The organism is Adlercreutzia caecimuris B7, from assembly GCF_000403355.2.
Classification (GTDB): domain Bacteria; phylum Actinomycetota; class Coriobacteriia; order Coriobacteriales; family Eggerthellaceae; genus Adlercreutzia; species Adlercreutzia caecimuris.
Genome location: NZ_KE159646.1, coordinates 488,839 through 515,084, shown reverse-complemented (window position 1 = coordinate 515,084; position 26,246 = coordinate 488,839). Strand labels below are relative to the sequence as shown.

Sequence of the window (26,246 nt, the reverse complement as noted above, 5' to 3'; positions counted from 1 at the left end):
GCCACATGACGAGTGTACCCGAACGTCGGCTCCACAGGAGCGGCTTTCGCCGAAGGGAGCGAATTTACCACTTCCCTACTGCCCTGCCTTCACCAGCTCCTCGGCCATCTCGCGCAGCTTGAACTTCTGCACCTTCATGGAAGGGGTCATGGGGAAGTCGTCCACGAAGAACACGCGCTTGGGCACCTTGTAGCGGGCGATGCGCGGGATGGCATACTCGCGCACGTCATCCTCGGTCATGGCCTCGTGGCCCGGCCGCACGCGAATGAAGGCGCCGACGATCTCGCCGTACTTCGCATCGGGGATGCCCACCACCTGGGCATCCAGCACGCCGGGCATGGTGAGCAGGAAGTTCTCCACCTCAAGGGGGTAGATGTTCTCGCCGCCGCGGATGATCATGTCCTTGATGCGGCCCGTGACGCGGAAGTAGCCGTCCTCGTCAACGGTGCCCATGTCGCCGGAATGGAGGAAGCCGTTCGCATCGATGGCCTTGGCCGTCTCCTCGGGCATCTTGTAGTAGCCCTTCATGACGTTGTAGCCCTTGCAGCACAGCTCGCCGTGCTCGCCGGGGGCGCAGATGTGGCCGTCGTTCGGGTCCAGGATGCGCACCTCCACAGGCGGGTGCGCCCGGCCCACGGTCTCGCACTTGTGGGGAATGTCGTCGTCCACCGAGGTCTGGGTGAACACGGGGCTCGTCTCGGTGAGGCCGTAGCAGATGGTCACATCCCGCATGTTCATGCGCTCCATCACCTCGCGCATGGTCTCGGGCGGGCAGGGGCTGCCGGCCATGATGCCCGTGCGCAGATGGGACAGGTCGAAGGAGTCGAAATCCGGGTGGTTCAGCTCGGCGATGAACATGGTGGGCACGCCGTAGACCGCCGTGGCGCGCTCCTTGTGCAGGGCCTGCAGCACGAGCCCCGCGTCGAAATCCTCCACGATGATCATGGTGCAGCGGTGGGTGAGCGAGGCCATGACCCCCAGCACGCAGCCGAAGCAGTGGAAGAAGGGCACCGGCAGGCACACGCGGTCGCACGCGCCCAGCTTCTGCCCCTCGCCGATGTAGAAGCCGTTGTTCAGGATATTGCGGTGGGTGAGCATGACGCCCTTGGGGAAGCCCGTGGTGCCGCTCGTGTACTGCATCATGACCACGTCGTTGTTGTCGAACTGGCCCTGGGCCCACTCCAGGGAACTGTCGGGCTTGTGCTGGCCGAGCAGCAGAAGCTCTGGCACGCTGTAGAAACCGCGGTGCTTCTCGGGCCCCATGTAAATGAGGTTCTCCAGGAAGGGATACTCCTCCGAGCGCAGGAACCCGCGCTGCACATTGAGCGATTCGGGCACCAGATCGCGGATGATCTTCAGGTAGTCCACGTCGCGGTAGGCATCGATGACGCACAGCGCCTTCATATCCGACTGCTTCAGCACGTAGTCCAGCTCGTGGGACTTGTACACCGGGTTCACCGTCACCATGACCACGCCGATCTTGGCGGAAGCGTACATGAAGGTGAGCCAGTCGGGGATGTTACGCGCCCACACGCCCAAGTGATCGCCCGGCTTCATGCCGATGGCCAAGAGGCCCTTGGCCAGGTTGTCGGTGCGCTCGTCGAAGTCGCGGTAGGTCCAGCGCAGGTCGCGGTCGGGGTACACCACGAACTCGTGGTCGGGGTCTTTCGCCACCTGCTCTTTCAGATAGGCGCCAAGGGTCAGCTCCGAGTGCAGCGGATAATCCGGCGACCCGGGCACCGGCGCGGCGTTCTGCTCTTCAGTCATCGCGCCTCCTAAAAAGGGGTATATACGCAAGCCAGGAACTTCGCGTTCTGGCCCGCGTGGGCGCGCACCTGGTGGGGCACGATGGAGTCGTAGTAGATGGACTCGCCGGGGCCGAGCACGTAGGTCTCGCTGCCGTACTCGATCTCGATGGAGCCCTCCATGCCGTAGAGCCACTCCTCCCCCTCATGGGAATCCAGCTTGTGCGTGGCCTCGCCGGTGGGGGTCACCGTGATGATGAAGGGGTCCATATGGCGGGACGGACGGCCCGCGGCCAAGCTGAAATAGGCCAGGTCGCCAGCATCTTTGGCAGTCTGGAGCGATTTCACGCGCTCCACCTCGGCCATGGCCTCGGCGCTGATATAGGCCGGCCCGAAGTCCTCGTCGTCATCCATCAGGGTACCCAGGCGCACCCCGAGGGCGCGGGTCAGCTTGATGAGGGGCGCGAGCGACGCGGGCACTTCCCCGCCTTCCAGCTGCTCGATGAGCGCCACGTCGCAGCCGCAGCGATCGGCCAGATCCTGGGCCGACAGGTGATGCGCCTCGCGCAGGGTCGTGATCTTGCGCCCGAGCTTGTTGTCCTCAGCCATAGCCTCTCCTTCTCCTAGGGTATCGGCGTATCATACACGAAAACACCTGGGAAAAGAAGAAGCCGACGGACGGGCCGTCGGCTTCGCGGAGCCAAGGGGCGCGCTTTCCGGCGCGCGACCGCGCCGCGCCCTAGCGCTTCTCGGCAAGCAGGCGGTTGAGCGCGTTCAGATAGGCCTTGGCCGAGGACACGATGATGTCCCCGTCGGCACCGCGGCCCACGTACACCTCGCCGCCGGCAGCCTTCACGCGCACGGTCACCTCGCCGAGCGCGTCGATGCCGCGGGTAACGGCCGTCACCGCGAACTCGGACAGGTCGTTGTCCACCTGCACGATCTGGTCGATGGCCTTGTACACCGCATCGATGGGGCCGGTGCCCCAGTCGCACACGGTGCGCTCGTCGCCCTCGGGCCCGCGCAGGGTGACGGTGGCCGTGGGCTTCAGCGGGAAGCCGCAGCTCACCTGCACGCCCTCCAGGGTGTAGAGCGCCGTCAGCTCGCGGTCGCTCTCGTTGACGAGGGCCTCCAGATCCTCGTCATAGACTTCCTTCTTCTTGTCGGCCACATCCAGAAAGGCGGTATAGATGCGGTCGAGCTCATCGCCCTCGTAGACATAGCCCAGCTCCTCCAGGCGGTGCTTCAAGGCCGCGTGCCCGCTGCGGGCCGTCAGCACGATCTGGCTGGCCCCCACGCCCACCTCGGCCGGGTCGATGATCTCGTAGGTATCGCGCTTCTTCAGCACGCCGTCCTGGTGGATGCCCGAGGAGTGCGCGAAGGCGTTGGCTCCCACGATGGCCTTGTTGGCCTGCACGTTCATGCCCGTGATAGAGCTGACCAGGCGGCTCGCCTTAATGAACTCGCGGGTGTTGATGTCGGTGTGGGCATCCAGCTCGGCACCGTGCATGCGCATGGCCATGACCACTTCCTCCATGGCCGTGTTGCCCGCACGCTCGCCCAGGCCGTTGATGGTGCACTCGATCTGCGTGGCGCCGTTGCGCACGCCCGCGAGCGACAGCGCCGTGGCCATGCCCAGATCGTTGTGGCAGTGCACCGACACCGTGACGTTCTCGATGCCCTTCACGTGGTCCATGAGGTACTTGATGCGCGCGCCGAAGTCCTCGGGCAGCGAGTAACCCGTGGTGTCGGGGATGTTCACCACCGTGGCGCCGGCGGCGACGACCGCCTCGATGACCCGCGCCAGGAAGGCGAAGTCGGAACGACCCGCGTCCTCGGCGTAGAACTGCACGTCCTCGACGAACTTCTTCGCGTAGCTCACGCACTTCACGGCGCGCTCGACGCACTCGTCCTCGGTGATGCGCAGCTTGTCGCGCATGTGCGAGGGCGACACGCCGATGCCGGTGTGGATACGGGGGCGCTTGGCGTAGCGCAGCGCATCGGCGGCCGAGTCGATGTCCTTCTCCACCGCGCGGGTGAGGGCGCACACCGTGGCGGCATCACCTGCCAGCTCGGCGATGCGGCGCACGCTCTCGAAGTCGCCCGGGCTGGAAATGGGGAAGCCGGCCTCGATGACGTCAACGTTCAGGCGAAGGAGCTCACGCGCGATGACCAGTTTCTCCTCGGTGTTCATGGAAGCGCCGGGCGACTGCTCGCCGTCGCGCAACGTGGTGTCGAAGATGTCGATCTTGCGTGTCATGCCGTTCCTTCTTTCTTTCCGTGGCCCCGCGTCGCGCGGCGCGGGCAAAACTGACCGAGAGCATCATAGCAAAACGAGCGGCGCGACCTCGCGATGGCGCCGCCAAAAGCAGTTAAAAGTTTCGATGGCCTATCATCGGCGCGCCCGATGACGCTCGCGCCTCCGACCGAAGCAGCCCGCGAAAGCGCGGACAGGCGCTCGGCAGCGGCCTCTCCCCTATAGCACGATCTTCCACAGATTGCGCAGGTCGATGGCATCCCGCAGCCGATCGAGCACCGCCTCGCCCACATCCCCCTCCACGTTCATGTACACAAGCGCGCAGGATTCCGCAGGCTTGGTGCCGATCTGCATGGTGGTGATGTTTGCGCCAGCTTCGCCGAGGATGGTGCCAATGGTGCCGATGCGACCGGGAGCATCCACGTATTCGAAGACGAGCGACGTGGTGCCGGGCGCCATGTCGATCTTGTAATCGAGCAGCGAGATGATGCGCGGGGTGTGCTCGGTGCCGAACAAGGTGGCGGCCACCTCCACCTCATCGGCCACGACGCGCACCGAGCTCGCGTACTCCTGAGCGTCGAGCACCGAGGCCGTGGTAACGGAGATGCCATGACGCGAGGCTACCGACTCGGCGTTGGCGGCCGAGAACGCGCCGAGGCGGCGGTAGGACAGCCCCCCGTCGAGCACGGCGGCCAGAAGCGGAGCCGGATCGGCGTCGGCGATGGCGCCGGCCAGCTCAAGCTTGAGGTTCTTCGGCGTATGCCCGAGCAGCTGGCTTGCCACCGATCCGAGCATCTTGCAGGCGTGGATATAAGGTCCCACAATGTCGAAGGCCTCGGGCGGCAAGGGCGCGAGGTTCACCGCCGTGGCCACCATGCCGCCCTCCAAGCCCGCCGCCACGTACTCCGCGATCTGAGTGGAGGCACGGCGCTGGGCCTCGTGGGTCATGGGCGACAAGTGCGGGGTCAGTATGGCGCCCGCAAACTCGTGCAGCGGCGACGAAGTGCACGGCTCGCTCTCGAAGGAGTCGATGGCCACGCCCGCCACCTTGCCGGCGGCCACGAAGTCGGCCAGGGCCTCCATGTTGAAGATGCCGCCGCGGGCCGCGTTCACGAGCACCACGCCGTCCTTCATGGCGGCGAACTCGTCGGCACCGAACATGCCCAGGGTGCTCACCGTGCGCGGAAGATGCACGGTAATAAAGTCGGCCTGGGCGAGCACGGGGGCCATATCCTCGTAGAGGGTCACGCCCAGATGCAGCGCCCGCTCCGGCGAGCAGTAGGGGTCATGCCCGATGAGGTTCATACCGAAGGCCGCTGCCCGCTCGGCCACGAGTCCTCCCACGCGCCCCAGACCGAAGATGGCGAGCGTCTTGCCGTACAGCTCGCTGCCCATGAAGTCGCCGCGGCGCCACTGGCCGGCGTGCATGGAGGCGCTCGCCTCGGGAATGCGGCGGGCGGCGGCCAGCAGAAGCGCCATGGTGTGCTCGGCGGCGCTGATCACGTTGGAGGTGGGCGCGTTGCAGACAACGACGCCGCGCTCGGAGGCCGCCTCCACATCGATGTTGTCCACCGTGACGCCCGCACGGCCCACGATCTTCAGGTTCTTCGCCGCGTCGAGCAGGGCCGCGTCCACCACCGTGTTCGGGTGCACAATGAGCGCGTCGTAGGGCGCGATGGCCGCCATCAGCTCATCGGCTGTCGGGTCGATGAGCACATCCACCTCGTAGCCCTGCTCGACGAGCGCGTCGATGCCCTCCTGCACCAAGTCCTCTGTGACCAGAATCTTCTTCGCCATGGCGCGTCCTTTCGCCTTTCGCCCTGCCGTCTCCCTGGGGAGTCTTTCCCTACGCGTTGTTGCGCTCGAACTCGCCCATGAAGGCCACGAGCGCCTCCACGCCGGCCTTCGGCATGGCGTTGTAGATGCTCGCGCGCATACCGCCCACCGAACGATGGCCCTTGATGGACTCGATGCCGTGACTCTTCGCCTCGGCCACGAACAGGGCGTCCAGCTCGTCCGAGCCGGTGACGAAGGGCACGTTCATAAGAGAGCGGTCCTCCTTGCGGGCGGTGCCGCGGAAGAGCTTGCTCTGGTCCAGGTAATCGTACAGGAGCGCCGCCTTCTCGCGGTTGCGCTCGGCCATGGCCTCAAGGCCGCCCAAACCTTTCAGCCACTTGAACACGAGCCCGCAGATGTAGATACCGTAGGCCGGCGGCGTGTTGGAGAGCGACTTGGCCTTCACCTGGGTGGTATAGCGCATGATGGAGGGGGTGAAGGGCAGCACGTCCTCGCGCACCAGATCGTCGCGCACGATGACGATGGTGACGCCGGCCGGGCCGATGTTCTTCTGGGCGCCGCCGTAGATGAGGCCGAACTTCGACACGTCCATGGGCTCGGAGAGGAACATGGAGCTCACATCGGTCACGAGCGGGATGTCGCCGGTGTCGGGCAGCGCGGGGTAGGTGGTGCCGTAGATGGTCTCGTTCTGGCAGATGTAGACGTAGTCGGCCTGGGGGTCGAACTGAAGGCCCGCCACGTCGGGCACGTAGGAGAAGTTCTCGTCCTCGGAGGAGGCCACGCAGCGCGCCTCGCCGTAGAGCTGGGCTTCCTTGAAAGCCTTCTTCGACCAGGAGCCCGACACGATGTAGTCGGCCTTCTTGTTCCGCATGAGGTTCATCGGGATAGCCGCGAACTGCTGGGTGGCACCGCCCTGGAGGAAGAGCACCTGGTAGTTGTCGGGAATGGACAAAAGCTCGCGCAGATCGGCCTCGGCGGTCTCGATGATCTCGGCGAAGGGCTTAGAGCGGTGGCTCATCTCCATGACGGACATACCGCAGCCGTTGTAGTCGAGCATCTCGGCGGCCGCCTGGCGCAGCACCTCCTCGGGCAGCACGGCGGGACCGGCGGAAAAGTTGTAGACGCGAGTCATGGGCGGTTCTCCTTCGTCGCAAGCCCGAAGCGCCCTGTCCGGGCTCATCCGCGGGCTTTCTTGAGTTAACGGGGCCATTGTACCCCTAACCATGAGCCCGTCGCCCCACGTAAGGGCCGAGCGGTCGGGGCAGGACGCGCCTCATATCCATCGAGATTCACGAGCTTTACGATCTATCAACCTGATTCCAGATCTGAAAACGACCGAAAGCGGCTCGCTTATCATGCTTCTCGCGCCATCGAGCAGCACGCAACTCGATCACGTGACGAAAGCGCGCAAGCGGCCATCCCGAGGAAAGGAGCGATCATGTACTTCGACAACATGGTGCTGTACTACAAGCCCACCTGCCCGTTCTGCCAGAAGGTGCTCGCCTTCATGGAGGAAGAGGACATCGCGATGCCCATGCGCGACACGCTGGAACCCGGTGTGAAGGACGATCTTATGCGCCTCGCCGGCAAGGGCCAGGTGCCGTGTTTGGTGGTGGACGGCGAGCCGATGTTCGAGTCCGACGACATCATCCGCTTTCTGGGCGACCTCATCATCGAGCGCGAGGAAGGCTAAAAAGTAAGGAAGATTCTCCCCCGCTGACCCCCTGTTAGGGATACACTGTCTTACACACGCACGGAGGCGTGTTCCGCGAAGACAAGGAGTCAGCTATGACCAAGTTCACCAACGTCATCGTCCGCAAGCCGGGCCGCTCGCTGTGCGACGGCATCACGAGCGCCCCGGAGCTGGGCCAGCCCATCTACGAGCGCGCCGTGGAGGAGCACGACGACTACATCGCCGCCCTGAAGCAGTGCGGCGTGGAAGTGACCGAGCTGCCGGCCCTGGAGGCCTACCCGGACTCCTGCTTCGTGGAGGACCCGGCGGTCATCACCCGCTGCGGCGCCATCATCACCAACCCCGGCGCCGACACGCGCAACGGCGAGAAGGACGAGATCGAGCCGACCATCCGCCAGTTCTTCGACGACGAGCACGTGGCGCACATCGTGGCCCCGGGCACGCTCGACGGCGGCGATGTCATGATGGTGGGCGACCACTTCTTCGTGGGCCGCTCCGCCCGCACCAACGAGGAGGGCATCCGCCAGTTCATCGAGATCCTCGAGGGCTGGGGCCTGTCCGGCTCCGAGGTGCCGCTCGAGGAGGTGCTGCACCTGAAGACCGGCGTGAACTACCTGGAGGACGGCAACATGCTCGTGTCCGGCGAGTTCATCGACAAGCCCGACTTCGCCGAGTACAACAAGGTGATCGTGCCCGAGGACGAGGCCTACGGCGCCAACTGCATCTGGGTGAACGGCACCGTCATCGTGCCCGAGGGCTATCCCACCGTGCTGAAGGCGGTGCAGGATCTCGGCTACAAGACGCTTGTGGTGGACACTTCCGAGTACCGCAAGGTCGACGGCGGCCTGTCCTGCCTGAGCCTGCGCTTCTAGAAGCAAGAAGAGTCCGAACGCACGAAGGAGCCCCGCGGGGCTCCTTCTTCTTTCTCTGAGTAAAAACAAGCACTTTGAGGGGGATTGATAGCAACTGACCTAAAGAAGAGCACCAAGGTCAAGTGACATTTTCAATTCCCCTCAATCTCAAACGAAAGAACTTAAAACCCGCCAATTTTGATAGTTCTTCTCGTTTTCTTCTCACTAGATTGTAGCTTTTACCGCGTAAAACACCGCAATTTACGGCATCAGACCTTCACCAAAAACTTTTCACTACCATCAGCAGTACCAATCGCAACGTATCTCGTGGCACCACTGTAAGCCGTGTAGTGAGCCCACACATACCCCTCAGCTTCTACAACATCAGCAGCCACGCTATAGATCCTCTGACCGTTGGAATAGTCCGCCACGGGCTGAAGCTTCCTCGATGGCGTGCTCCTAACGTAGAGCTTGCTGCACACAACCTTGTACTCGCCAGCGATGATCCTGGCGGTGCCGGTAGAAGTTCCTGCAGCATTCGCCGTGCCAGACAGTAGCTCATTCACGCGCGCTTGCACAGCGGCATACTTGTCGCCGAGGGCCGCACGCCGCGCGTCGCCTACGCCATAGCGTCCGGCGATAACGGCCCGCGCAAGCTCTTCAATGCTTCCAGAAACTGCAATCGCTACTCCGGTGCCACCAGCAGCCGCACCCGCAACCACAACAACTGCGTGCGTGTTTGAAACGAGGATGTCGCCAACGCGCCACTTCACGGTGGACCCCACATAATCGGAGCTAGTGAAGATACTTACCAGCCCGGTTGCCTTGAAACGCGCTGCGATGTTGCCGGTATAGCAGAGGTTCCCGCCTCGGAAGATCACGCTTTCTGGAGCACCTGCAGCAATGCCGCACACACCGGCGAGACTTGAGCAGTCACACTCGTATGCCTGGGTGATTGCAGCGAGATTCCAACCTGCAGCACGCGCAAGCGGCAAGATGCTGCTGCGCTCGCCTTGGTCCTACCCGATGCGCATGTTGGCCGCGGCGTCCGCCATAGCCTGACCGCACTTTGTAGCCATACCTGGATCGTTGAAACGGATCAGCGTGTGCCAGCTATAGAGATAGGCCGCGCGAGTATTGAGCTCGGTCCCGGTCTGATTCCCAGCTTGACCGCCAACGTACTTGCCTCGCTCGTCGCACGATGCCTGGCCGATATACGCCGTCACTCGGCATCACCGCCCGCAACGTCTGCGAACTCAGCGCCAATCCACTTCTCGCTGCTTGCATCCTGCGAAACGCCTCCGGCAGCAACCTCGGCCGAAGAAACGCCCGCAACCGCGTTGGCGCTCTCCAACTCAGCAGCTTCTACCTTGGGGGCCTTGCGAAAGATCGCCCCGAGCGGGCTATCAACCAGGTTGGGATTCAGTACGCACAGGTTCTCGAAAACCGACACAACCTCGGTCACGATCACGTACACGCACACCGCCATGACACTCGGCACATCGAAGCCGAGCTCTGCATGCTGCGCTGTGTACTGGATCACATAGGCAAGGGTAATAAGCCCCATGAAACCGGCTTTGTGCCAGAGCCCGTCACGCAGCTTGCTGGACTGCACATCCTTCTGCTTGATGGCGCCAGCGAAGCCGAAAACGACGTCCAGCACGATCATCACGCACGTGATAAGAAGAACATGGAAATCCATAGTGAAACACCTCCAATTCTCGCGTTTTCCAACAACGCAAGGTTATGGAGGTGTCACAAATACCGTTTATCTTGATTATCAAGATTTTGTTTTGACAATAGTCGGAAGTTGAGTATGATGCAATTAAAGTCTTGAATATCAATAGAAACGAAAGGGGAACGATGAAGCTTGAAGATGTAACAGTGCAGGAACTGCTGGATAGTTCCTGGTTCTGGTCCGACTTCGAAGAAGACCCCAACAATCGCGCCTCTCTTTGGAAGAAGATCGAGAACGACCCATCCGCACTGGTGAAGGTCAACCTGCTCGACCAGATGGATACCGGAACGCTGCTCGACCGTGATTCCTTCCATAGAGCAGATTTCTATGAAGTGGATTTCAATGACTATGCTCGGCTATTCCTCGCCAAAGGTGAATATTCCGAGAAAGGGCACCTTCGCGGCAAGGAAATCGACTACTTGCGGGACTACAGCGGCATCAAGCTCTTGATCCAAGATCTTGGAGATGTCTACGCGCTCTACCTTAAAGACTACGAGTTCGGCTTCATCCGGCCCTTGGGAATGTGCATATACGAGTGCTATCCAGAAGACGAACGCGAGCTCACAGAAAAGTACGGACGTGAGGCTTTCATACGTGATCACGTGCTCCTTGAGCTCGAAAACGTCATTTGGGAAGACGACTTCGACCTGAAGCAGGAATTGTACGATTACTACCACAACATCCCAGACATCAACAGCCCACTTATCGAAGCCCAGATGGACATAGAGGGGCTTCTCACCAGTAAGGAAGCATCCGAAAAGCTCGGCGTCAGTCTGCAGCGCATCAAGCAGATGGTGGATGATCGTCTGCTCGACGGGTACAAATTCGGTAGCAAGCTTCTGATCACGTCGTCATCGGTCGACCAGAGGCTGGAATACATAAAGAATCATGGTGGCAAGAAACCTACACGGGGGAAACCACGCAAGCAGAAGCCCGTCAGGAAACGTCCTCAGGATTAATCGAAAGGAAGCAAGCATGAAAAGCATCGACACGCAAACGGAACCCATGACAGACAAGCAGGTTCGCCGTCTTCTTGCTTCGACAGGCAAATGGTTCTTCGCAAAATACTTTGAAGAAGTGCATTCCCGTAAAGATAACAAGAAAGCTCTGATTGACGACCTTTACGAAGAGGGCTTCGACAAGAACCTTTCCGGCACGACAACGCGTGTCGGCTGCATGATTCGGCTGATCAACAACGGATATGCCGGCGATGCCCTGCAGATCATCGCCAACTCCGATCGCATGTTCAATGATCACCCTGAACTACCGATGCTCCTTCGCCAAATTTACGAATCACATCCAGAACTTGGGGAACCTCATGGCGCGCGCTAAAAATAAGGTGATCGCCAGTGATTACAAGGGCAAACTTGTAGGCGGCAGCCTTGGCAGCCCCTTCATATCGCTAGCGCTCACGAAGTTCGTTTATCTCGATCACTCCACCGTGGAAAGCGTCGTCCCCCTCGATGACGACAACCAGGTCAGCGTTGCAAGCGCGGCGATGCGCGGTCTCGTAGGTGAATTACTGCTGGGTCCTGTTGGGCTCGTGGCTGCGGCTACGGCGAAGCGAAACGGCATTCACACAGTGGGCATCCAGTTCATAGATGGCAAACGCAGCGTTTTGGAAGTTGACGATAAGATCTATAAAGCAATTCTCAACAAATGTTTCTGATTACTTCGCCGTGAAGTACCCCGGCAGTCCTCCCACCCCATCAACGCGCGCATAAGCACCGCCAATATAGGAGTTATTCACGCTCGTGGAGTTGTTGAGCGCCGATCCGGATCCGCCCTTCAGGTTATAGCAGTTATAGAAAACGCTCGTTGATGATATCGCGCCGGCAAGAGCGGTCCCGACTTTCTCATAGATCATCACGAGCTTACCGTTGCCATTGAACATGCTGTTGATATTGGTCGTCGCGCTGCCCCAAGTAAGCCCGTTCATGTCAATCTCGGTAACTGCGCTCATTCCCTGGAACATATAGGTCGCGGTGCCAACACCGGTCATGTTCCAGGTCCCTAGCTTCAGCTTCTCAAGCTTTGTACATCCATTGAACATGCTATTAGCCGTGGTGCATACGCTGGTCACTGTCCAAGTCTCAGGGCCCTTCAGATCAGTGAGCGCAGAGCACCCTCGGAAGCACTCGGTGAAGTCGGTCACACTGGCTGAGCTCATATAACGCACGTCCAGCGATTCAAGCTTCTAGCAATAGTAGAAGCAGTACTTCATATTGCTGACAAGCGGTGTTTCTTACCAAAGAGGCTGATCGATGTGTAGATCGTTTCCTCGAACCCCGAGTAAACCGCAGCTATCGGCCGACTGTTATAGAACGTCATGGGCTGTGGTTCTTCCGTTGCTCGGATGAACCACAGCTTTTACTTGGTTTCACCGTCCGACAGATACATCAGCAGCGCGTATGCCTTCGAGGGCTTTTCCCATTCAAGATCACGAATCGCTTGCGCCATCTCGCAGGGCTTGTACTCACGCAGCTCGCCGTTCTGTCCACGTATCGCATTGGCAATCGAGATGTAAGGCAGAACTGTCATCTTGCCGAAGTGGGGTGCTTCGTAGGGGTATTGCATGCCGCCCTTCTCCTGGGTGCCATCCAATGCCTCTACCGCATCCGCCATTTCTCCGGGCATGCACCTTCGGTTCTCTCCGCTCTGGTAGCGGATCGCATTGGCGATGTCTGTCAGGGTATGAGTGGAGGCAATTCCGCTTGGTATGGCCATCAGTAATTCCATTCCTCAAGGTTCATCAGATTCGACAGCGCATCATCCACGGCAGTGGACAACTCGGCGCTTGTGACATAGCCGCTCATGTCGGGTAACGCTGCCGTAAGCCCTTCCTGTGTTACGAACGCGGACACATCAGGCATGTTCTGGGTCACGTACTCTTTGGTGGCGTAGTCCGAAAGATCCGGCACCGCTTCCTGCAGCTCGGTCTTAGTCGCATATTCCGAGAGAAGAAAAGGCTACGAGCGTTTTCTCGTTAATCGCAATCGTCAGAATCGCTTACGCGGATTCATGCGCTGGTGCTCGATATAAAAGACGACGACCTCGTTCTTTCCGGTATCCACGGTGTAGTAGAGCGTGAACGGCGTGTCGGGAATGGCAATCCACCGACATGGGAACGGCGGAAAAGCCGCCTCGTATATCGGATCGTATCGTCGGCCCATTTCAGGAAAGAGGGCCAGCATCTCCCGCTGCCGATCAATAGCGGCCGCCACCCGCTCGCTGTATACATTCTCGAGAATGAACTGCCTCACGGAGCTGGTGAAGAGAACCTTCATGGGCTCGTCGGCTGCGCCCATTACTCCCAACCTCGCAGAGCCCGAAGGTCCGCCATGACGTCTTCGGCATCGTGAACGTCGCCGTCGAGGTATTCCTGGTACCCGCGCATGATGCCATGATACGTTCGCATCTCCTGCTCGTAGACCTCGTTGCGGAAGGACATCGCCGCGTCAAAAGCAGCCGAGTCCATGACCACGATGCAAGCCGATCCGTTGCGCGTGAGATAGAGCGGCTCGCCGGATTTCTCCAAATCGTCGATCATGGCGTTCTGGCTTCTATTGAATTCAGACAACGATTTAATCTGCGGCATGGGCACCTCCTATGATTCACTGCAAATATACAGCGTATTTACAGTAAAATCAAGATACGCAGAGGGCTCTTGCTCCACCGGGTGGCACGGAGCGGCACGTGCCACCCGTGGAGTCTCTTGTAGCGGAAATGCCTCAGTCCTTCAGATTGATGCGCGCACCGTTCACCTCGATGGCGACAATCTCCTCAAAGTCCTCAATCTTCCCTATCGCCGAAAGCGTGGCAGCCGACGAATCCTCCGCCAGCTCCTCCGAAGTCTGCGAGTAACTGTCGAAGATGCCGCTGTAGGGCCTCACGGCGCCATCCCGATACGCAAATGCCACTTCCGGCGCGAAATCGGTCCACTCTACCAGATGCTCGCCGTGCAAACCTACGGAAAAAGGCGTGACCGTTACCCGGTCGATGGTGCCCAGAACCTCGTCGGGAACAGCAGCCGAGGCGGTCAGCACATCGGAAGGAGAAATCTCGGGCACCGTGAAAGTCGCCTTCCATTGCCCGCAAATCTCCCAATCGGCCAGCGTGACCTGAGCCCATAGGTCGTAGTCGGCCAAATCCTCCTTATCGACCTTGAAGGTGAAATCGCTGTACATCTTCTCCGGAACCTCGTATACGTCATCGGGGCGCACTTCGCGTACCGGCCAGTCCTCGCCATAGCAGTAGTCGATGCCGAAAGCAGGCCAGAGCCACTCGCCGCTCTCCTGAGAGCGCAAGAGCAACTGGGCGAACGTCAGGCCTTCGGCCTTGTTGCGCACCAGCACGTGAAGCTCGCCATCGCGATAGCCCGCCCCGACAACGCTGAGACGCTCGTCGCCAGCGATAGGCACCTCCATAGTCTGTGCCACGAACAGCTCCTGCACCGAGGCGTCGTCCCCAGGCTCCGGCATGGCGGCGCTCCACTCGATCAAGCCCTCAAGCTGATCGAGCGGCAGGCTATCGCTGCGATCGGGGCGCTTGGCGAACGCCGACGCTCCCACGTCGGGCACGGCGGCAAGCGACCCGATGTCCACGGAGCACTCCTGGTTTCGAGGCGCATCTCGAATGTTGGTCAGCGTGACCTCTCCCTCAGCCCCGACGGGAAACTCCCCGTCGATCTTGAGCACCACGTTCGCCGTCCCCGTCCCCTCATCGAAGCTCACCGTCTGCTCCTCGGACGAGGGGTTCTCCCCGTTCACCCATGTGCCGACGGAAAACAAGTCCACAGGTCCGTCGATGCGCCCCTCGGCGTCCCGTATCTGCAGCAGCAGATACAACCCGTTGGCGTCGGCCACCACCGAGGGCACCTCCATATGGACGCTTCCGTAATCAGCCGCGGCCGACACCGATTCCAAGCGGTCGGCGGCCGCATCGGTACCGAACCACTCACGCCATACCTCCTGGCCGTAGCGGGCCGTAACAAAACCGCAGAGCACGATAAAGGCGGCGGCCAGAAACACCGCGGTTCGGCGAACCTTGCGAAAATGACTCGACCGACCGCCGTTGGCCGGAACGGCTTCCGCGAAATACGGGGTCTTCGCCGAGCGAAGCGGAGGCCGATCCGCCCCCTCCCCGCCGCTAGAAGCAGCCTCTCCATCGGACTCCAAGGCCTTCCCGAGCGAAAGAGCGAGCTGTCGCTTCCTCTCTTCCGTCAAACGCACGCTGTCCATCTCTCGAATGTACATGTCGGCGAGAACATCTCCCGACGTCTTCCTAGCATTCATTGGAACCCCCTTTCAGCAGGATTCGCAGCTTCTTGCGGGCACGGGAGAGCCTTGCCCGCACCGTCACTTCGGTGCTTTCGGTCAGAGAGGCTATCTCCCGCGTGGAGTATCCCGCGTAGTAGTAGAGGAACACTGCCTCTCGGTAGTCGGCGGAAAGACTGAGCACCGCCTCGGTCACAGGCCCGGGCGCCGCTCCCTCTCGCGGTGCGAATGAGGCGCCGCCAGACACGGCGGAACGGCCCTGCGCGTCGGCTACGTCCGCTATGTCTTGCGAACTGCCGGCGGCCATCGGATGCCGGCGGCGCCCCCGCAGGGCGTCTTTGCAGGCATTGGCCGTCACCCGAATGAACCAAGCTCTCTCATGAGTCGAATCTTCGAAATCGGGGGCTTTCGAGAGCGCCTTCAAGAAAACCGTTTGCACCATGTCGTCGGCATCGTGCGCCGACTTCAGATACGTGAAGGCCAGGCGGTACACGTCATCGGCGTACTCCTCAACCCACCGCTCGATCTTTTCTGGAGGCCTTCGCCGCGCCCTGTTTGGACCTTTCTCCGGCAGCTCCATAGGCACACATCTCCTCTCGTCGTATTTCTCGTCATCTGCCACTCACCAGACAATACGAACGAGAGGGCCGTTTTGTGACACTGCGACAAAATATGGGGATTGAAATGGGAGGTTTTATTCCACCGTGCCGTAGACCTGGCCCCAGGCATGTCCGGCGATAGCGCTGTTCAGCTGGGTGCACAGGCGGGCGCGGGTGTAGTCGCCGGGCGGCAGCAGGGTGACGATGCGGTACAGCTCCTCGGGCAGATCGGCCGCCTCGGCGGCCACCACCACATCGAGCCGGCGCACCTTGGCCCCGATGGCCTCGGCGATGGTCGGGTCCATATCGCCGTACTGCGCGAACAGCGCGTCCACGATGTCCTGGAGCGCGCCGTAGTACTCGCTGCGCTCGCGGTTGGTTCCGGTATGCTCACGGGCCACGGGGGCCTCCTTGTCTGTCGCGGGGCTTGCGCCCACGGGGTTGCGCTAGGCTGTCGCCTCTTTCTGCCTGCCGATTATAAGGGCTTCCAAGGCGGGCAGGTCGGCGGTTTCGAAACGGTAGGGCACGATCTGCGGATCGCGGGGGTTTTCGGCCGAGGGACGCTCGATGCGCAGGAAGTGGGCCTCGACCGAGGTGTAGCCCGCGCGCATGAGAGCATAGGCGTAGCAGCTGGCCTGCAAGCGGTGTTTGGTGTCCAGCTCCGCGTCGGTCTCGTCGTCGCGGCCGCCGGTCTTGTAGTCGATGAGAAAGGCGGCGCCGCCCCCATTGTCGGCCAAGCCGTCGATCTCGCCTTCCAGGAAGAAGCTCTCCCCCACCCCGGCGGCCGAACCGTCGGAGGGGGAGGCGGGAACCCGCACGATGAAGGGCACCTCGGCGGCGCGGTTTTCGTAGGCGGCGAAGCGGGCGGCCTCGTCGCTTCCAAGCCAGCGGTCGAGCGCCTGCCGCAGGCGCTCCTGCTGGCCGGCCGACAGGCCCTCCTTCTGGATCTGAGCCGCTATGGCCGCCTCTCCCGGCGTGAAGAGTGCCCCTTGTTCGCTTCGTTCGATGGCCTGCTGGGCGAGCCGGTGGAAGGCGGTGCCCAAGGCCGTGGCGCTCTCGGGGGTGGCATTCCCCTCCTGTCCCGCGATCGCCTCGGATGCGGGCGCAGGAGCGGGCACGGCGTCTCCCCCCTCGTCCTCGGTTGCCGGCTCGTCGCTGTGGGCATGGGTGCCCGAGAGCGACGTGTAGGAGTACAGCTGCGCCCGAGCGAAGTTGTAGGGAAGCAGCGCGGGCGCCGGCAGCTCCTCGCGCACGGCAACGACGAAGGAACCGCCGGAATCCTCGCCGCTGCCGCCGCCTTCACCTTCACCAGTGCTGTCGACGGCCTCTCCCCCGCCGTAGGCGCCGGGATCGCCGAGGTCGCCCGCATCCGCCGACGAGTCCGCATCTTCCGTGCCTTCCGCGTCTTCCTCAGCGCCGAGCTGGCGGAAAACCACCCGGGCCGGGGCGCTTCCGCCGTAGTCGAGCTCGCTTACCGCCCGCGCACCCTCGCAACCCCAGGGCAGCGCGTCGTGAATATCCTCGAAGATGCCCGTATCCCCGTAGCCCTTGGCCGGATCGCGCTTGAACACCATGGACACGAACAGCGAGCGGCTCGCACGGGTGAGCGCCACGTACAGCAGGCGTCGCGCCTCGGCGAGCGCCTGGGCGCGCGCGTAGGCCGCTAAGGCCCCGTAGCGGCGGCCGCAGGTAAGCGCCCGTAACCGATCGGGGGCCGACGCCGCGTCCTCGAAGAGCGCGAGCAGCTCGTCATCGTCGCACCCGAGCTTCTTCGCCTGACGGTCGTACTTCGCCGCCGCATCGGCGAACGCGCCCTCGGGCACGCGGCTCGCCGCCGCGAAGCTGAACGTGCCCACGTTCTCCACCACGAGGGGCCCGGCGCTCTCTCGGCCGTCCTTCAGGTCGGCCACGGCCACATGGGGAAACTCCAGGCCCTTGGAGGCGTGCACGGTCATGATGCGCACGAAGTCGCCCTCGGCGGCGGCGAGCGCGCCCGGCGCCTCCTTGGCGCAGGCCAGGTGCGCGTCGAAGGCAGCGGACAGCGAGGCGATGCCCTGGCTTGCCGCTTCCATGTCGGCCGCAAGGCGCAGGGCCTTGGCGAGGTTCGCGCCCTGGGCCAGGCCGTCCACCCCCGCGTCCTGCAAACGGTCGAGCAGCCCCGACCCCACGAGCAGCCCGCGCAGGGCACCGGTCGCATCGCCGGTGTGGGCGCGGCGGGCGAAGGCGAGAAGCTGACGCCGGGCCATGGTGAAGGCGGCCAGGTCGTTCTCCGAGAGCCCGAGCGCGCGGGCCTCGTCGTCCCATTGCGGAGAGAGGAAGCCCGCCGCCAGCCGCCGGCGATGCACAGAGCCGTCGTCGTCTGTCGAGGATGCCAGTGCCAAGAGCACATCGTCCGACACGGCGAACAGCGGCGAGGCGAGCACCTGGTAGAGCGCCTCATCGTCCGTCGCATTCACGGCCCAGCGCAGCAGCGCCGAGACAAGCGCCGGCTCGGGCAGGCGCGAGAACACCGAGCCGCCGGCGATCATGGAGGGAATACCGCGCGCCCGCAGGGCTGCGGCATAGCGATGGGCGTGGGTCATCTTCCCCAGCAGGATGACCATCTGGCCAGGGCGAGCCCCGGCGGCCGCAAGCTCGGCGAAGTGCTCGGCCACCGCCTCGGCACCGGCGTCGCGCGCCCGGGAGGCGTCGAAGCCCCGCGCCGGGTAGTGCACCGCCGACAGGGAAACGCGGGGGCGGGCACCGCCGTCGAAGAGCGCGTCGGGCTCCTTGTTGACCGCGCCTCTCGCCTCCAGGCGCAGGAAGTCGTCGCCGAACACCGTCGGCTGGGAGAAGATGCGCTCCACAAAGGCCAGCACGTCGCCGTGGCTGCGGAAGTTCCAATCGAGCTGCACGAGGGCCTCTTGCCCGGCCCGCGCCCTCAGATCCGAGCGGTACTCGGTGAACACGTTCACATCGGCGCCGCGGAACCGGTAGATGGACTGCTGGGCGTCGCCCACCGTGCACACGTTCGCGAACCCGGGCCGCGCGATGCGGCCGATGATATCCACCTGCAAACGGTCGGTGTCCTGGAACTCGTCCACCATGATGATCTTGAAACGCGCCCGCAAGCTCGCTGCGATGGAGGGGTGCTCGGAAAGCGCCGCGGCGCAGCGCGTGAGCAAGTCGCCGTTGTCGAGGCGCGAGGGCCCCTTGACGCGGGCGAACTCCTCCTCGATCTCGCGGGCGAGCATGGTCACCGCGGCCTGCCAGCGCACCGAGAGGCCCGCCCGCACCTCGCGCTCTATCTCCACCATGGCGGTCTGCCACGCCTCGAAGGCCGGCGCGTCGGCCTTGCCCACGGCCGCCCCCGTGGTCAGGGGAAAGCCGTAGAAGACGGCGCTGAACCTGTCGGCGTCGAAGCCCGCATCGGCGAAACCGGCGGCGGGCGCATCCGCGAGCCACGCCTCGGCGGCTTCCACAGCCGCTTCCAGGCGCTCGAGGAAGGCCACCTTGGTCTTCGACGGCTTCGACCACGCCTCGGCGGCCGCGCGCATCTCGGCGGCGGCCTCGCAGACGCAGCGCACCACGAGCGAGGGCGAGACGGGATCAGGCGCTTCGACGAGCCCCTCGAAGCCGCGGGGCATGGCGTGCACGCGCTCGGCGACGGCCAGGGCGAAATCCACCGCCCCCCGGTCGTTGAACGAGGAGCCCGAAAGCTTCTCGCGGGAGAGGAGCTCGTGCACCGGCCCGGCGGCCGCCTCGCGTGCCCGGGCCACCACGCGCTCGGCCGCCTCGGCCAGAAGCTCGTCGGCCTCCACCTCGCCGATCACCTGGAAGGCCGGATCGAGCCCCACCTCCAGCGCGTGCTCGCGCAGGATGCGGGCGGCCATGCCGTGGATGGTGGACACCCAGGCGTCGTCCACCTTCAGCGCCTCGGCCTCAAGCCCCTCGGACAGAAGGAGCCCCTTGATGCGCCCCTTCAGCTCGGCGGCGGCCTTGGTGGTGAAGGTGATGGCCAGAAGCTCGTCCACCGACGTGAGGCCGGCCCCTCCCGCCTCGGGAGAAAGGGCGAAGGCCACCCGTTGGGTGAGGGTGAAGGTCTTGCCGGAGCCAGCGCCGGCCGACACCATGAGCGGCGCGTCGAGTGTCGTCACCACGGCGCGCTGGCCTTCGGTGCAGCGATCGAGATTCATGCGAGCCTCCTTTCGCAGCCCACGGCCGGACAGTAGGAGCAGATGCCGGAAAAGCGCGGGTCGGGGGCGATGTCCCCCGCGTACAGGCGGCGCACCCGCTCGGTCACGAGCGCCTCCACGGCATCCAGGTAGGCGTCGAAGTTCATGGGCACCACCGAGGAGCGGCCCACGAAGGGCTCCTCGCCGAAGACCGCCGCGTCGGCAGCGCCCGCCACCATGTCCTTGTCGGTGCGAGCGCGATAGGCCAGATACAGCGCGCCGGCGCAGTGCAGGCCCGCAAGGGTGGGGCGCAGCGCCTGGGCGTAGACGAGCCCCTGGATGCGCTTGGGCAACGGGGGCGCCTCGGCATCGTCGCCCATGGCCGCGGCGTATTCGGCACCCGCCGATCCCTTGTAGTCGATGACGGCGAAACGGCCGGCGGCCTCGTCCACGTCGATGCGGTCCACGCGGCCGTTCACGCGCACGCCGGCATAGTCCACGCCGTCTTCCGCGGCGATGACGTGCTCGTGGGCCCGCACCGCGAACGACGGCGCGAAACGGGCCTGGCGGTGCAGGCTCTCGCGCAGCTGCGACCGCAAACGCGCAAGCTCCAGTCCCTCGGCCTCGGTAAGCGCCACCAAGCGCCCGCTTCCCGGCTCGAGGGTGTCCTGCTCGGCCGCTACCCCGTCGAAGGTCGCCTCGAACAGCGGCTCCCATGTCGCGGCGCAGGCGTCGTCAAGGCGGGCGATGCCGCGCCGGGCAGCCTCGTCGTAGAAACGCGCCAGCACGCTGTGGGCGAAGCTGCCCTTCTCCAAGGGGCCGAACTCCTCGTCGGGGGCATCCGCGCCGACGCGCCGCTCCAGGAACCACGCGTAGGGGCAGCCCACGTACAGCTCGAGCGCCGAGGGGGACAGCACGATGACGGCGCGCCCCTCCTCGTCGGCCGTGCGCAGGAAGCGCGCCAGATCGAGCCTGTCGAGGCGGCCGCGGCGCACCGCCCGCAGGGACACGCGCCCTGCAACAGGTGCGAAGGCGGCGCCGACCGAGACCGGCAGATCGTCCTCGCCGAGACGGCGCGCGCCACGCAGAAGGAGAACGGGAAGGCCGAAGGCGTCCTCGTCGCACTCGTCCCAGGCGGCCGCCTCGTCGACATTCCCCGCAGCCCGGGCGGCCGCGCGGGCATCGTCGGCCACCGCCTCGGCGAACTCCTTCAGAAGGAAGGCGGGATAGGCCTCCTCCCCCTCCGCCGTGCGCTGGGTCACGACGAGGGCGAGGTGATGGCACGCGGCGTCCTTCCCGGCGCGGAAACGGCGGCGCTGCCGTTCCAGGGCATCGGCCGGCGTGGGCAACCCCAGCTTGCGGGCCAGGCCGTCCAGCGCCGTCCGCGTCTGGGCGGCGGGAAAGGCGGCGTCGGTCGTATCGGCCAGAATCACCGCGTCGTAGCTTTTCGGCAGAAGCGACGCCAGACGATCGAGCTCGGCGAACTCCACGCGCACGCCGTCGCGCCCCGCAGCGCGAGCGTTCACGGAAACCTGGCGAGAGGCGAGGAGGGCGCCGGCATCGGCGAGCGGAACGCCGAGGGACCAGGCAGCCTCGGCCAGTTCGGCAACGGCGGCGGCAGAAGCGAGCTCCCGCGAGCGCTCGACGGGCGCGAGCCCCCGCGCCTCGCGCACCGCCTGCGCGAGCACCTGGAGGTCGGCGGCGATGGCCGTGCGTCCGGCAGCGTCGCCGCTGGCGGAGAAGGCGCGTTGCAGGCGCTCGAAGACGGCGAAAGTCGGAGAGGCCGCACGCAGAAGCGCGGCGGCGGCCGCTCCGTCGGCAAGACGATCGCCGCGCAGCGCGCCGTTCAGGCGGCGGGCGCCCGCGCCGTCCATGCCAGAGAGCGCGTTGTAGGCGAAATCGGTGGCCGCTGCGGCGGGGCGCGCCGAGGAACCGAGGCGGCCCACGGCGGTCCACGCCCGCCCAACTAGCGTCTCCCCCCACGGCACGGCGCAGCGGAGGTCGCAGCCCGCGCCGTCAGCGACCAGGGACGGCGCCAGCAGATCGTAGAGCGAGCGGGCATCCGGGCCGCACACGAGGGCCGTCGCCGCGCCCTCCCCCCGCGCCCGGCGCAGCTCGTCCAGCACGAGCGCCGGCGCAGCCGCCGAACCGGCGGCCAGAAGCACCGAAAGCTCGGTTTCCGCAGGCAGGCCGCCGACGGCAAAGGGCTCGCCGCCGGCCGCGTCCGCGCAGCCGCATTGACGCAAAAGCGCCGCCATGCCCGGCCCCGCATCCACCGGATCGGCAGCGACGACGGAGGGCAGGCGCACCTCGCCTGTGCGGGCTGCCTCCGCGAGCAGGAACGCCGCCTCGTCGGCTTCGACGAGGGCGGCCTCCCCCAGGACGGCGCGGTAGTCGGCGCCAACCCGCAGCACGGCGCACTCCCGCTCGGTCAGGGAGGCGCCCTCGCCGCAGCGGGCCAGGGCGCTTCCGTACCGGGCGAAGAACCGCGCGAGCAGCTCGGAGGTTCCCGCCGAGGCTACCAAGGCTTCCTGGCGCCGCAGCGCGGTACCCACGAGCAGCTCCCGCTGCGCACGGCCGACGAGCGCGCGCCCGTCGCCCCACAGCTCCCACAGCTCGGCCACGAGCGTGGTCGGCGTCGCCCGGGCGGTGCCGAGCGATGCCGCCTCGCCGACAGCTGCGGCGCGCTTGGCGGCCCCATGGGCCTTCTCGATGGTCGCATAGAGCTCCGTAACGGATTCGCGCACGCCCGTTCCTTCCTCGTAGGTGTTCCGACCGCCCATTGTACCCCAACCGCGAGCCGTCTCGGCACTCCCCTCCTCCCGCGAACCCGCGCAGCCGACGTGAGGGCGCGGCGATGCGCGCGGCGCGTCTTCCCGACCGTCGCTTTCCCGCGGCGGCCCTCGCGCGCTCAGTAGCAGCCGGCCAGCTCCTGGGCCATGCGGGCGACGCCCCGACGGGCTTCCAGGCGCTCGCGCTTGAAGTGCCACTGCCCCGCGTCGAAGGCAGCCCCGAGGGCCACGGCCGCCACCCGGTACCATGTGCGCGCGCGGCGGAAGCTCTGCTCGCAGCCGAGCCCGCGCTCGAAGGCCCGGGCCAGGCGCAAGGCGGCGTTGCCCGTCTGGGCGCGGTCCTCGTCGATGCGCCCGTTCTCCATATCGAAAGCTTGGCGGTACAGCGAAAGCGCCCGGGCCTCGTCGGCCGCGCACCCGCGCCCGGCCGCCACCAACTCGCCGAGGCGCCACGCGCACTCGCCGTGGCCGTGCAGGGCGCCGAAGGTGAAGTGGCGGTAGGCCCGCTCGTCCAGGGGCGTGTCGGCGGCGTGGAGGGCCCGGCACTCCAGCAGCCCGCGCCAGTACTCGCCCTCGCACAGGTTGTCGGCGTAGATGATGCCGAGCCGGCAGTGGGCCCCCACGCTGCCCCGGGCCGCCGCGTGCAGAAGCAGGATCTCCGCCGCCCGGTAGCAGTCGACGCGACGGCGGCGGTGCTCCTGCCCCACCAGCCCCAGCGCCTCGGCGAAGCACGCCTCGGCCAGTTCCATGGCGCGCCAGCCGCCCCGGTCGGGACCGGCGGGATAAGACGCTGTGAACACCCGGCCGGGGCCTTCCTGGGCGGGCTCGCTCACCCAGATGCGCGGCAGGCGCTCGGCGACCTCCGCGCCCTGCCGGTCGATCGCGAACACACCCGCATCCGCCTGGCGCCGGCGCCAGCGGGGACCGCGCAGCACCTGGGGCACGAAGCTCGTCTTCGCCCCGCCGTTGGCCCGGCGGACGCTCGGCGAGCCGAACACGGCGCGGGCGGTGCGCTGGGCGAGCGTGATGGCGCCGTCCCGGCGCTCCAAGGTAGCGACAGCGCTAGTCATTGAGATGCACCTCCATTACCAGGCGGCACCAGGCGCCCACCTGCTCGCGGGATGTGAGGCGCCCTTCCACCGACTTGCCGCCGTCCAACAGGCGCCCCACGAACTCGTTGCACTCACAGGACACATACCCGATGCGCCGGTCCTGCCCGTCGCGCACCTCCACGGCCCAGGGGTCGAACCGGTTCGCGGCGTCGCGCACAAGCGAGAAGCGCTCGCCTTTCGCATAGCCCTCGGCCATCTCGGCCACTCCGGGCACGTGCCTCGTACCCGCCACCGTCGTCTCTTCCACGACGCAGATCGATGATGCTGTGTTTGCCATGGCGTCCTCCGTTTCGTCGAATGCGTTGAGGGCATCTTACGCCGCAGCCTCGTCTAGCGTGTCCCTTTTCTGGTACAGATACGAATCCTTATGCCAAGACGGCATCATATTGTTAGCCACAGTTGATTGTCAGGCGGAACCCATGGTACACTGCCCGCCACTCAAACAGGCAACCGCGCCCGATGACGAGGAGAAGCCCCCCATGAAGGATTCCAAGAAGAAAGACAAGAAGCACCGCAAGGCCGAGAGCGACAAGAAGGCCGCCACGCTCAAGCGCAAGAAGAAGCACGCCGGCTGCAAGGGCGAGAAGGGCGCCGCGGGCTGCAAGGGCTGCGAGAAGGCGAAGACGGCCTTGAAGATCGAGTGCTGCACCTGCTGCAAGAAGCACTGCCCGCTCGCGAAGCCCAAATGCGGCAAGGGCCGCCGCCTCGCCGCCGCCCTCAAGCTGCGGGGATAGAGGCCTTGCAAAGCGGGTCACTCTACATCAACGATCCCCTATCACGTAGTTACCGCAGGGCGACGACCGAAGGCGATATCAAAAACGATCCGCGACGAACTCGAACACGTCTTCAATTTTGTGCGCCATAGCCTCACGATACTCAGGACGTTCCACCGTACGAGAAAGAATTCTTTCGGGAAGGAAGCGCTTCATCTCGCCAGCAAAAACATCTCCCTCCAGCAACTCGACCGCGCGCGACAACCCAGAACCCAGAATATCCTTCTCAGAACCTTGAGCACGGTAGTCAACGAGTTTTCTTGAAACCATTCCGGCCACACTGCCCATATCTCGCTTTGGCTGCGAGGCAATCCAGGGAATATCCCAAATATCGCGATAACGCGGAGCGAGTGTTTGCTGCGAGAACGACACGATCTTATCCGCAAGAATCTCGTCAAGCGACTGGCATCGAGCAATTGGCTGAGAGTTTATTCCCTCAATTTCAGGATAGTTCTCCTGCAAGATACGCAGATCGCAAGTGTAGGAAGGCACGTGCGCAATCTCGATTTTGATCTTCTGCGACGGCAGGTCAGGGCGAGCCGGAGCAGTGTCAACCACCACTTGCCACCGCTTCATGGTGGCGCCCCCCTCAAACGCCTTGATCTTTTTGGGTTCTTTCACCCGAACATGCACATCGTACTTCTTTTCCAGCTCCCTGCTAACAACCTCGCGAAATCCCGCGAGGTCCGTTTCGGTCAAATCCTCGGCAATAGTAAAATCGAGATCCTCGCTATATCGGGGCGCCCCATAGCATAGACGCAAGCAGGTGCCGCCCTGAAACGTGAGCCGATCGAGCCATTTCGACTCGTCGAGCGCTCTGACAATGTCGTAGTGAATCAGTTCCTTCTCCACAACGGGCAGCAACGACTCGACACCGTTATCTCGCGCAACGCTTCGGGCGAACTCCTTGAAACTAATCGTCATCTTCCACTTCCTCCCAGTCGATAAGATGTGTCGAGCGTCGGGCGCGCAGAAGCCCTCGCACGGTATACTCCTTGGTGGCCAATCGCAGCCCATGTCCAGGGTAGTCAACGGTGTTGGCCAAAATCTCGTTCGGGCTTACCGCGGTGTGGGTAAATTCGATAACCCCAAAAGGCGTCTTGAACTCCCCTTCTCTTCCCGTTGTGACAACCGTGATACGATCAACGGGAATTTGCGAAATGACACTCCAAAGCGAAGCGGCACTCTCCAGCCCGATGTAGTTGAACTCTCCTGCCCTTAACGCTGCCGCCAGTTCCTCGATGGCGGGGATTCCCTTATTCGACAGCGAGTCGATCCAGTAGAGATCTCTCGCCATCCGCATCAAAAGCCCCGAATCCACCAATCTTCTTATGGTGCTTCTCAGCGCCTCCCCGTCCTCGTCGAAAACACGCCCAAGTTCCCGCGATCTGAAGGCGCGTTTTTTACCCGCGAAAGCACGCAGCCGCTTTTCTGCCTCCAACAGTTTCATGTCACTCCG

General features: G+C 64.0%; 27 protein-coding genes and 1 pseudogene. 6 read left to right on the top strand and 22 right to left on the bottom strand.

Annotation, left to right across the window (positions count from 1 at the left end; translation table 11 throughout):
• Positions 1–75: 75 nt before the first annotated feature.
• From C811_RS06320 to serC, 5 genes are all read right to left on the bottom strand, one after another.
• Entirely contained in the window at positions 76–1,767 is a 1,692-nt protein-coding gene (locus C811_RS06320) for an AMP-binding protein (RefSeq protein WP_016308679.1), read from the bottom strand.
• Positions 1,768–1,775: 8 nt separating this feature from the next.
• A complete protein-coding gene (locus C811_RS06315; protein ID WP_016308678.1) occupies positions 1,776–2,354 on the bottom strand; it encodes a helix-turn-helix domain-containing protein in 579 nt (192 codons plus the stop codon).
• 130 nt (positions 2,355–2,484) lie between these two features.
• A complete protein-coding gene (locus C811_RS06310; protein WP_016308677.1) occupies positions 2,485–4,005 on the bottom strand; it encodes a 2-isopropylmalate synthase in 1,521 nt (506 codons plus the stop codon).
• A gap of 216 nt (positions 4,006–4,221) precedes the next feature.
• Positions 4,222–5,799, bottom strand: a complete 1,578-nt coding sequence (gene serA, locus C811_RS06305) for a phosphoglycerate dehydrogenase (RefSeq protein WP_016308676.1) — start codon at positions 5,797–5,799, stop codon at positions 4,222–4,224.
• A gap of 49 nt (positions 5,800–5,848) precedes the next feature.
• Complete coding sequence (serC, locus tag C811_RS06300) at positions 5,849–6,931, bottom strand: 3-phosphoserine/phosphohydroxythreonine transaminase (protein ID WP_016308675.1); 1,083 nt, start codon at positions 6,929–6,931, stop codon at positions 5,849–5,851.
• A 306-nt stretch (positions 6,932–7,237) separates the two neighbouring features.
• On the opposite strand from serC, the gene C811_RS06295 reads away from it, so the two are divergent.
• Together C811_RS06295 and C811_RS06290 are read left to right on the top strand one after the other, a co-directional pair.
• Positions 7,238–7,492, top strand: a complete 255-nt coding sequence (locus C811_RS06295) for a glutaredoxin family protein (protein WP_016308674.1) — start codon at positions 7,238–7,240, stop codon at positions 7,490–7,492.
• A 95-nt stretch (positions 7,493–7,587) separates the two neighbouring features.
• Positions 7,588–8,364 carry a dimethylarginine dimethylaminohydrolase family protein gene (locus C811_RS06290; RefSeq protein ID WP_016308673.1) on the top strand — a complete coding sequence of 259 codons (777 nt, stop codon included), beginning with the start codon at positions 7,588–7,590 and terminating at the stop codon, positions 8,362–8,364.
• 248 nt (positions 8,365–8,612) lie between these two features.
• On the opposite strand, the gene C811_RS17020 is transcribed toward C811_RS06290, so the two are convergent.
• The 3 genes and pseudogenes from C811_RS17020 to C811_RS06280 form a co-directional block, all read right to left on the bottom strand.
• The gene (locus tag C811_RS17020) at positions 8,613–9,065 is read right to left on the bottom strand and encodes an SH3 domain-containing protein (RefSeq protein WP_438263789.1); all 453 of its coding nucleotides are present in this window, start codon (positions 9,063–9,065) and stop codon (positions 8,613–8,615) included.
• A gap of 3 nt (positions 9,066–9,068) precedes the next feature.
• A pseudogene (locus tag C811_RS17315) lies at positions 9,069–9,569 on the bottom strand (endolysin-like domain-containing protein); the annotation flags it as partial.
• Positions 9,566–10,045, bottom strand: a complete 480-nt coding sequence (locus tag C811_RS06280) for a phage holin family protein (RefSeq protein WP_016308671.1) — start codon at positions 10,043–10,045, stop codon at positions 9,566–9,568. The gene C811_RS06280 and the pseudogene C811_RS17315, both read right to left, overlap by 4 nt.
• A 161-nt stretch (positions 10,046–10,206) precedes the next feature.
• On the opposite strand from C811_RS06280, the gene C811_RS06275 reads away from it, so the two are divergent.
• From C811_RS06275 to C811_RS06265, 3 genes are read left to right on the top strand one after another with little or no spacing between them, the layout of a single operon-like run.
• Positions 10,207–11,040 (top strand): helix-turn-helix domain-containing protein, encoded by an 834-nt coding sequence (locus C811_RS06275; RefSeq protein WP_016308670.1) that lies wholly within the window; start codon positions 10,207–10,209, stop codon positions 11,038–11,040.
• Positions 11,041–11,056: 16 nt separating this feature from the next.
• Positions 11,057–11,413: a hypothetical protein gene (locus tag C811_RS06270; RefSeq protein ID WP_016308669.1), complete on the top strand. Its 357-nt coding sequence runs from the start codon at positions 11,057–11,059 to the stop codon at positions 11,411–11,413.
• A complete protein-coding gene (locus tag C811_RS06265; protein ID WP_016308668.1) occupies positions 11,400–11,750 on the top strand; it encodes a hypothetical protein in 351 nt (116 codons plus the stop codon). Before C811_RS06270 ends, C811_RS06265 begins: the two co-directional genes overlap by 14 nt.
• Here C811_RS06265 and C811_RS06260 read toward each other — a convergent pair whose 3' ends face one another.
• The 12 genes from C811_RS06260 to C811_RS06210 all read right to left on the bottom strand — a co-directional run bounded on the left by C811_RS06260 (position 11,751) and on the right by C811_RS06210 (position 24,291).
• Positions 11,751–12,251 carry a BspA family leucine-rich repeat surface protein gene (locus C811_RS06260; protein WP_016308667.1) on the bottom strand — a complete coding sequence of 167 codons (501 nt, stop codon included), beginning with the start codon at positions 12,249–12,251 and terminating at the stop codon, positions 11,751–11,753.
• Positions 12,252–12,451: 200 nt separating this feature from the next.
• Positions 12,452–12,820 (bottom strand): hypothetical protein, encoded by a 369-nt coding sequence (locus C811_RS06255; protein WP_150840777.1) that lies wholly within the window; start codon positions 12,818–12,820, stop codon positions 12,452–12,454.
• Complete coding sequence (locus tag C811_RS06250) at positions 12,808–12,966, bottom strand: hypothetical protein (protein WP_156997049.1); 159 nt, start codon at positions 12,964–12,966, stop codon at positions 12,808–12,810. The genes C811_RS06255 and C811_RS06250 overlap by 13 nt, the downstream gene beginning before the upstream one ends.
• Positions 12,967–13,080: 114 nt before the next feature.
• Positions 13,081–13,389, bottom strand: a complete 309-nt coding sequence (locus C811_RS06245) for a type II toxin-antitoxin system RelE/ParE family toxin (protein ID WP_016308664.1) — start codon at positions 13,387–13,389, stop codon at positions 13,081–13,083.
• Positions 13,389–13,679: a type II toxin-antitoxin system Phd/YefM family antitoxin gene (locus tag C811_RS06240; RefSeq protein ID WP_016308663.1), complete on the bottom strand. Its 291-nt coding sequence runs from the start codon at positions 13,677–13,679 to the stop codon at positions 13,389–13,391. The genes C811_RS06245 and C811_RS06240 overlap by 1 nt, the downstream gene beginning before the upstream one ends.
• A 133-nt stretch (positions 13,680–13,812) precedes the next feature.
• On the bottom strand, positions 13,813–15,111 hold the full coding sequence (locus tag C811_RS06235; protein ID WP_156997048.1) for a hypothetical protein: 1,299 nt from the start codon (positions 15,109–15,111) through the stop codon (positions 13,813–13,815).
• Between the two features lie 253 nt (positions 15,112–15,364).
• A complete protein-coding gene (locus C811_RS06230) occupies positions 15,365–15,937 on the bottom strand; it encodes an RNA polymerase sigma factor (protein ID WP_016308661.1) in 573 nt (190 codons plus the stop codon).
• 114 nt (positions 15,938–16,051) lie between these two features.
• Positions 16,052–16,357 carry a hypothetical protein gene (locus tag C811_RS06225; protein WP_016308660.1) on the bottom strand — a complete coding sequence of 102 codons (306 nt, stop codon included), beginning with the start codon at positions 16,355–16,357 and terminating at the stop codon, positions 16,052–16,054.
• Positions 16,358–16,402: 45 nt separating this feature from the next.
• Complete coding sequence (locus C811_RS06220) at positions 16,403–20,131, bottom strand: UvrD-helicase domain-containing protein (protein WP_016308659.1); 3,729 nt, start codon at positions 20,129–20,131, stop codon at positions 16,403–16,405.
• Positions 20,128–22,857 (bottom strand): PD-(D/E)XK nuclease family protein, encoded by a 2,730-nt coding sequence (locus C811_RS06215; protein ID WP_016308658.1) that lies wholly within the window; start codon positions 22,855–22,857, stop codon positions 20,128–20,130. The genes C811_RS06220 and C811_RS06215 overlap by 4 nt, the downstream gene beginning before the upstream one ends.
• Positions 22,858–23,021: 164 nt before the next feature.
• Positions 23,022–23,972 (bottom strand): tetratricopeptide repeat protein, encoded by a 951-nt coding sequence (locus C811_RS16825; protein ID WP_016308657.1) that lies wholly within the window; start codon positions 23,970–23,972, stop codon positions 23,022–23,024.
• Positions 23,965–24,291 (bottom strand): HIRAN domain-containing protein, encoded by a 327-nt coding sequence (locus tag C811_RS06210; protein WP_016308656.1) that lies wholly within the window; start codon positions 24,289–24,291, stop codon positions 23,965–23,967. The genes C811_RS16825 and C811_RS06210 overlap by 8 nt, the downstream gene beginning before the upstream one ends.
• A gap of 202 nt (positions 24,292–24,493) precedes the next feature.
• Between C811_RS06210 and C811_RS06205 the strand changes: the two genes are divergently transcribed.
• Positions 24,494–24,748: a hypothetical protein gene (locus C811_RS06205; protein WP_016308655.1), complete on the top strand. Its 255-nt coding sequence runs from the start codon at positions 24,494–24,496 to the stop codon at positions 24,746–24,748.
• Positions 24,749–24,826: 78 nt separating this feature from the next.
• Here C811_RS06205 and C811_RS06200 read toward each other — a convergent pair whose 3' ends face one another.
• Both C811_RS06200 and abiEi read right to left on the bottom strand, forming a co-directional pair.
• Positions 24,827–25,711, bottom strand: a complete 885-nt coding sequence (locus C811_RS06200) for a nucleotidyl transferase AbiEii/AbiGii toxin family protein (protein ID WP_016308654.1) — start codon at positions 25,709–25,711, stop codon at positions 24,827–24,829.
• Positions 25,701–26,237: a type IV toxin-antitoxin system AbiEi family antitoxin gene (abiEi, locus tag C811_RS06195; RefSeq protein ID WP_016308653.1), complete on the bottom strand. Its 537-nt coding sequence runs from the start codon at positions 26,235–26,237 to the stop codon at positions 25,701–25,703. Before abiEi ends, C811_RS06200 begins: the two co-directional genes overlap by 11 nt.
• Positions 26,238–26,246 lie beyond the last annotated feature (9 nt).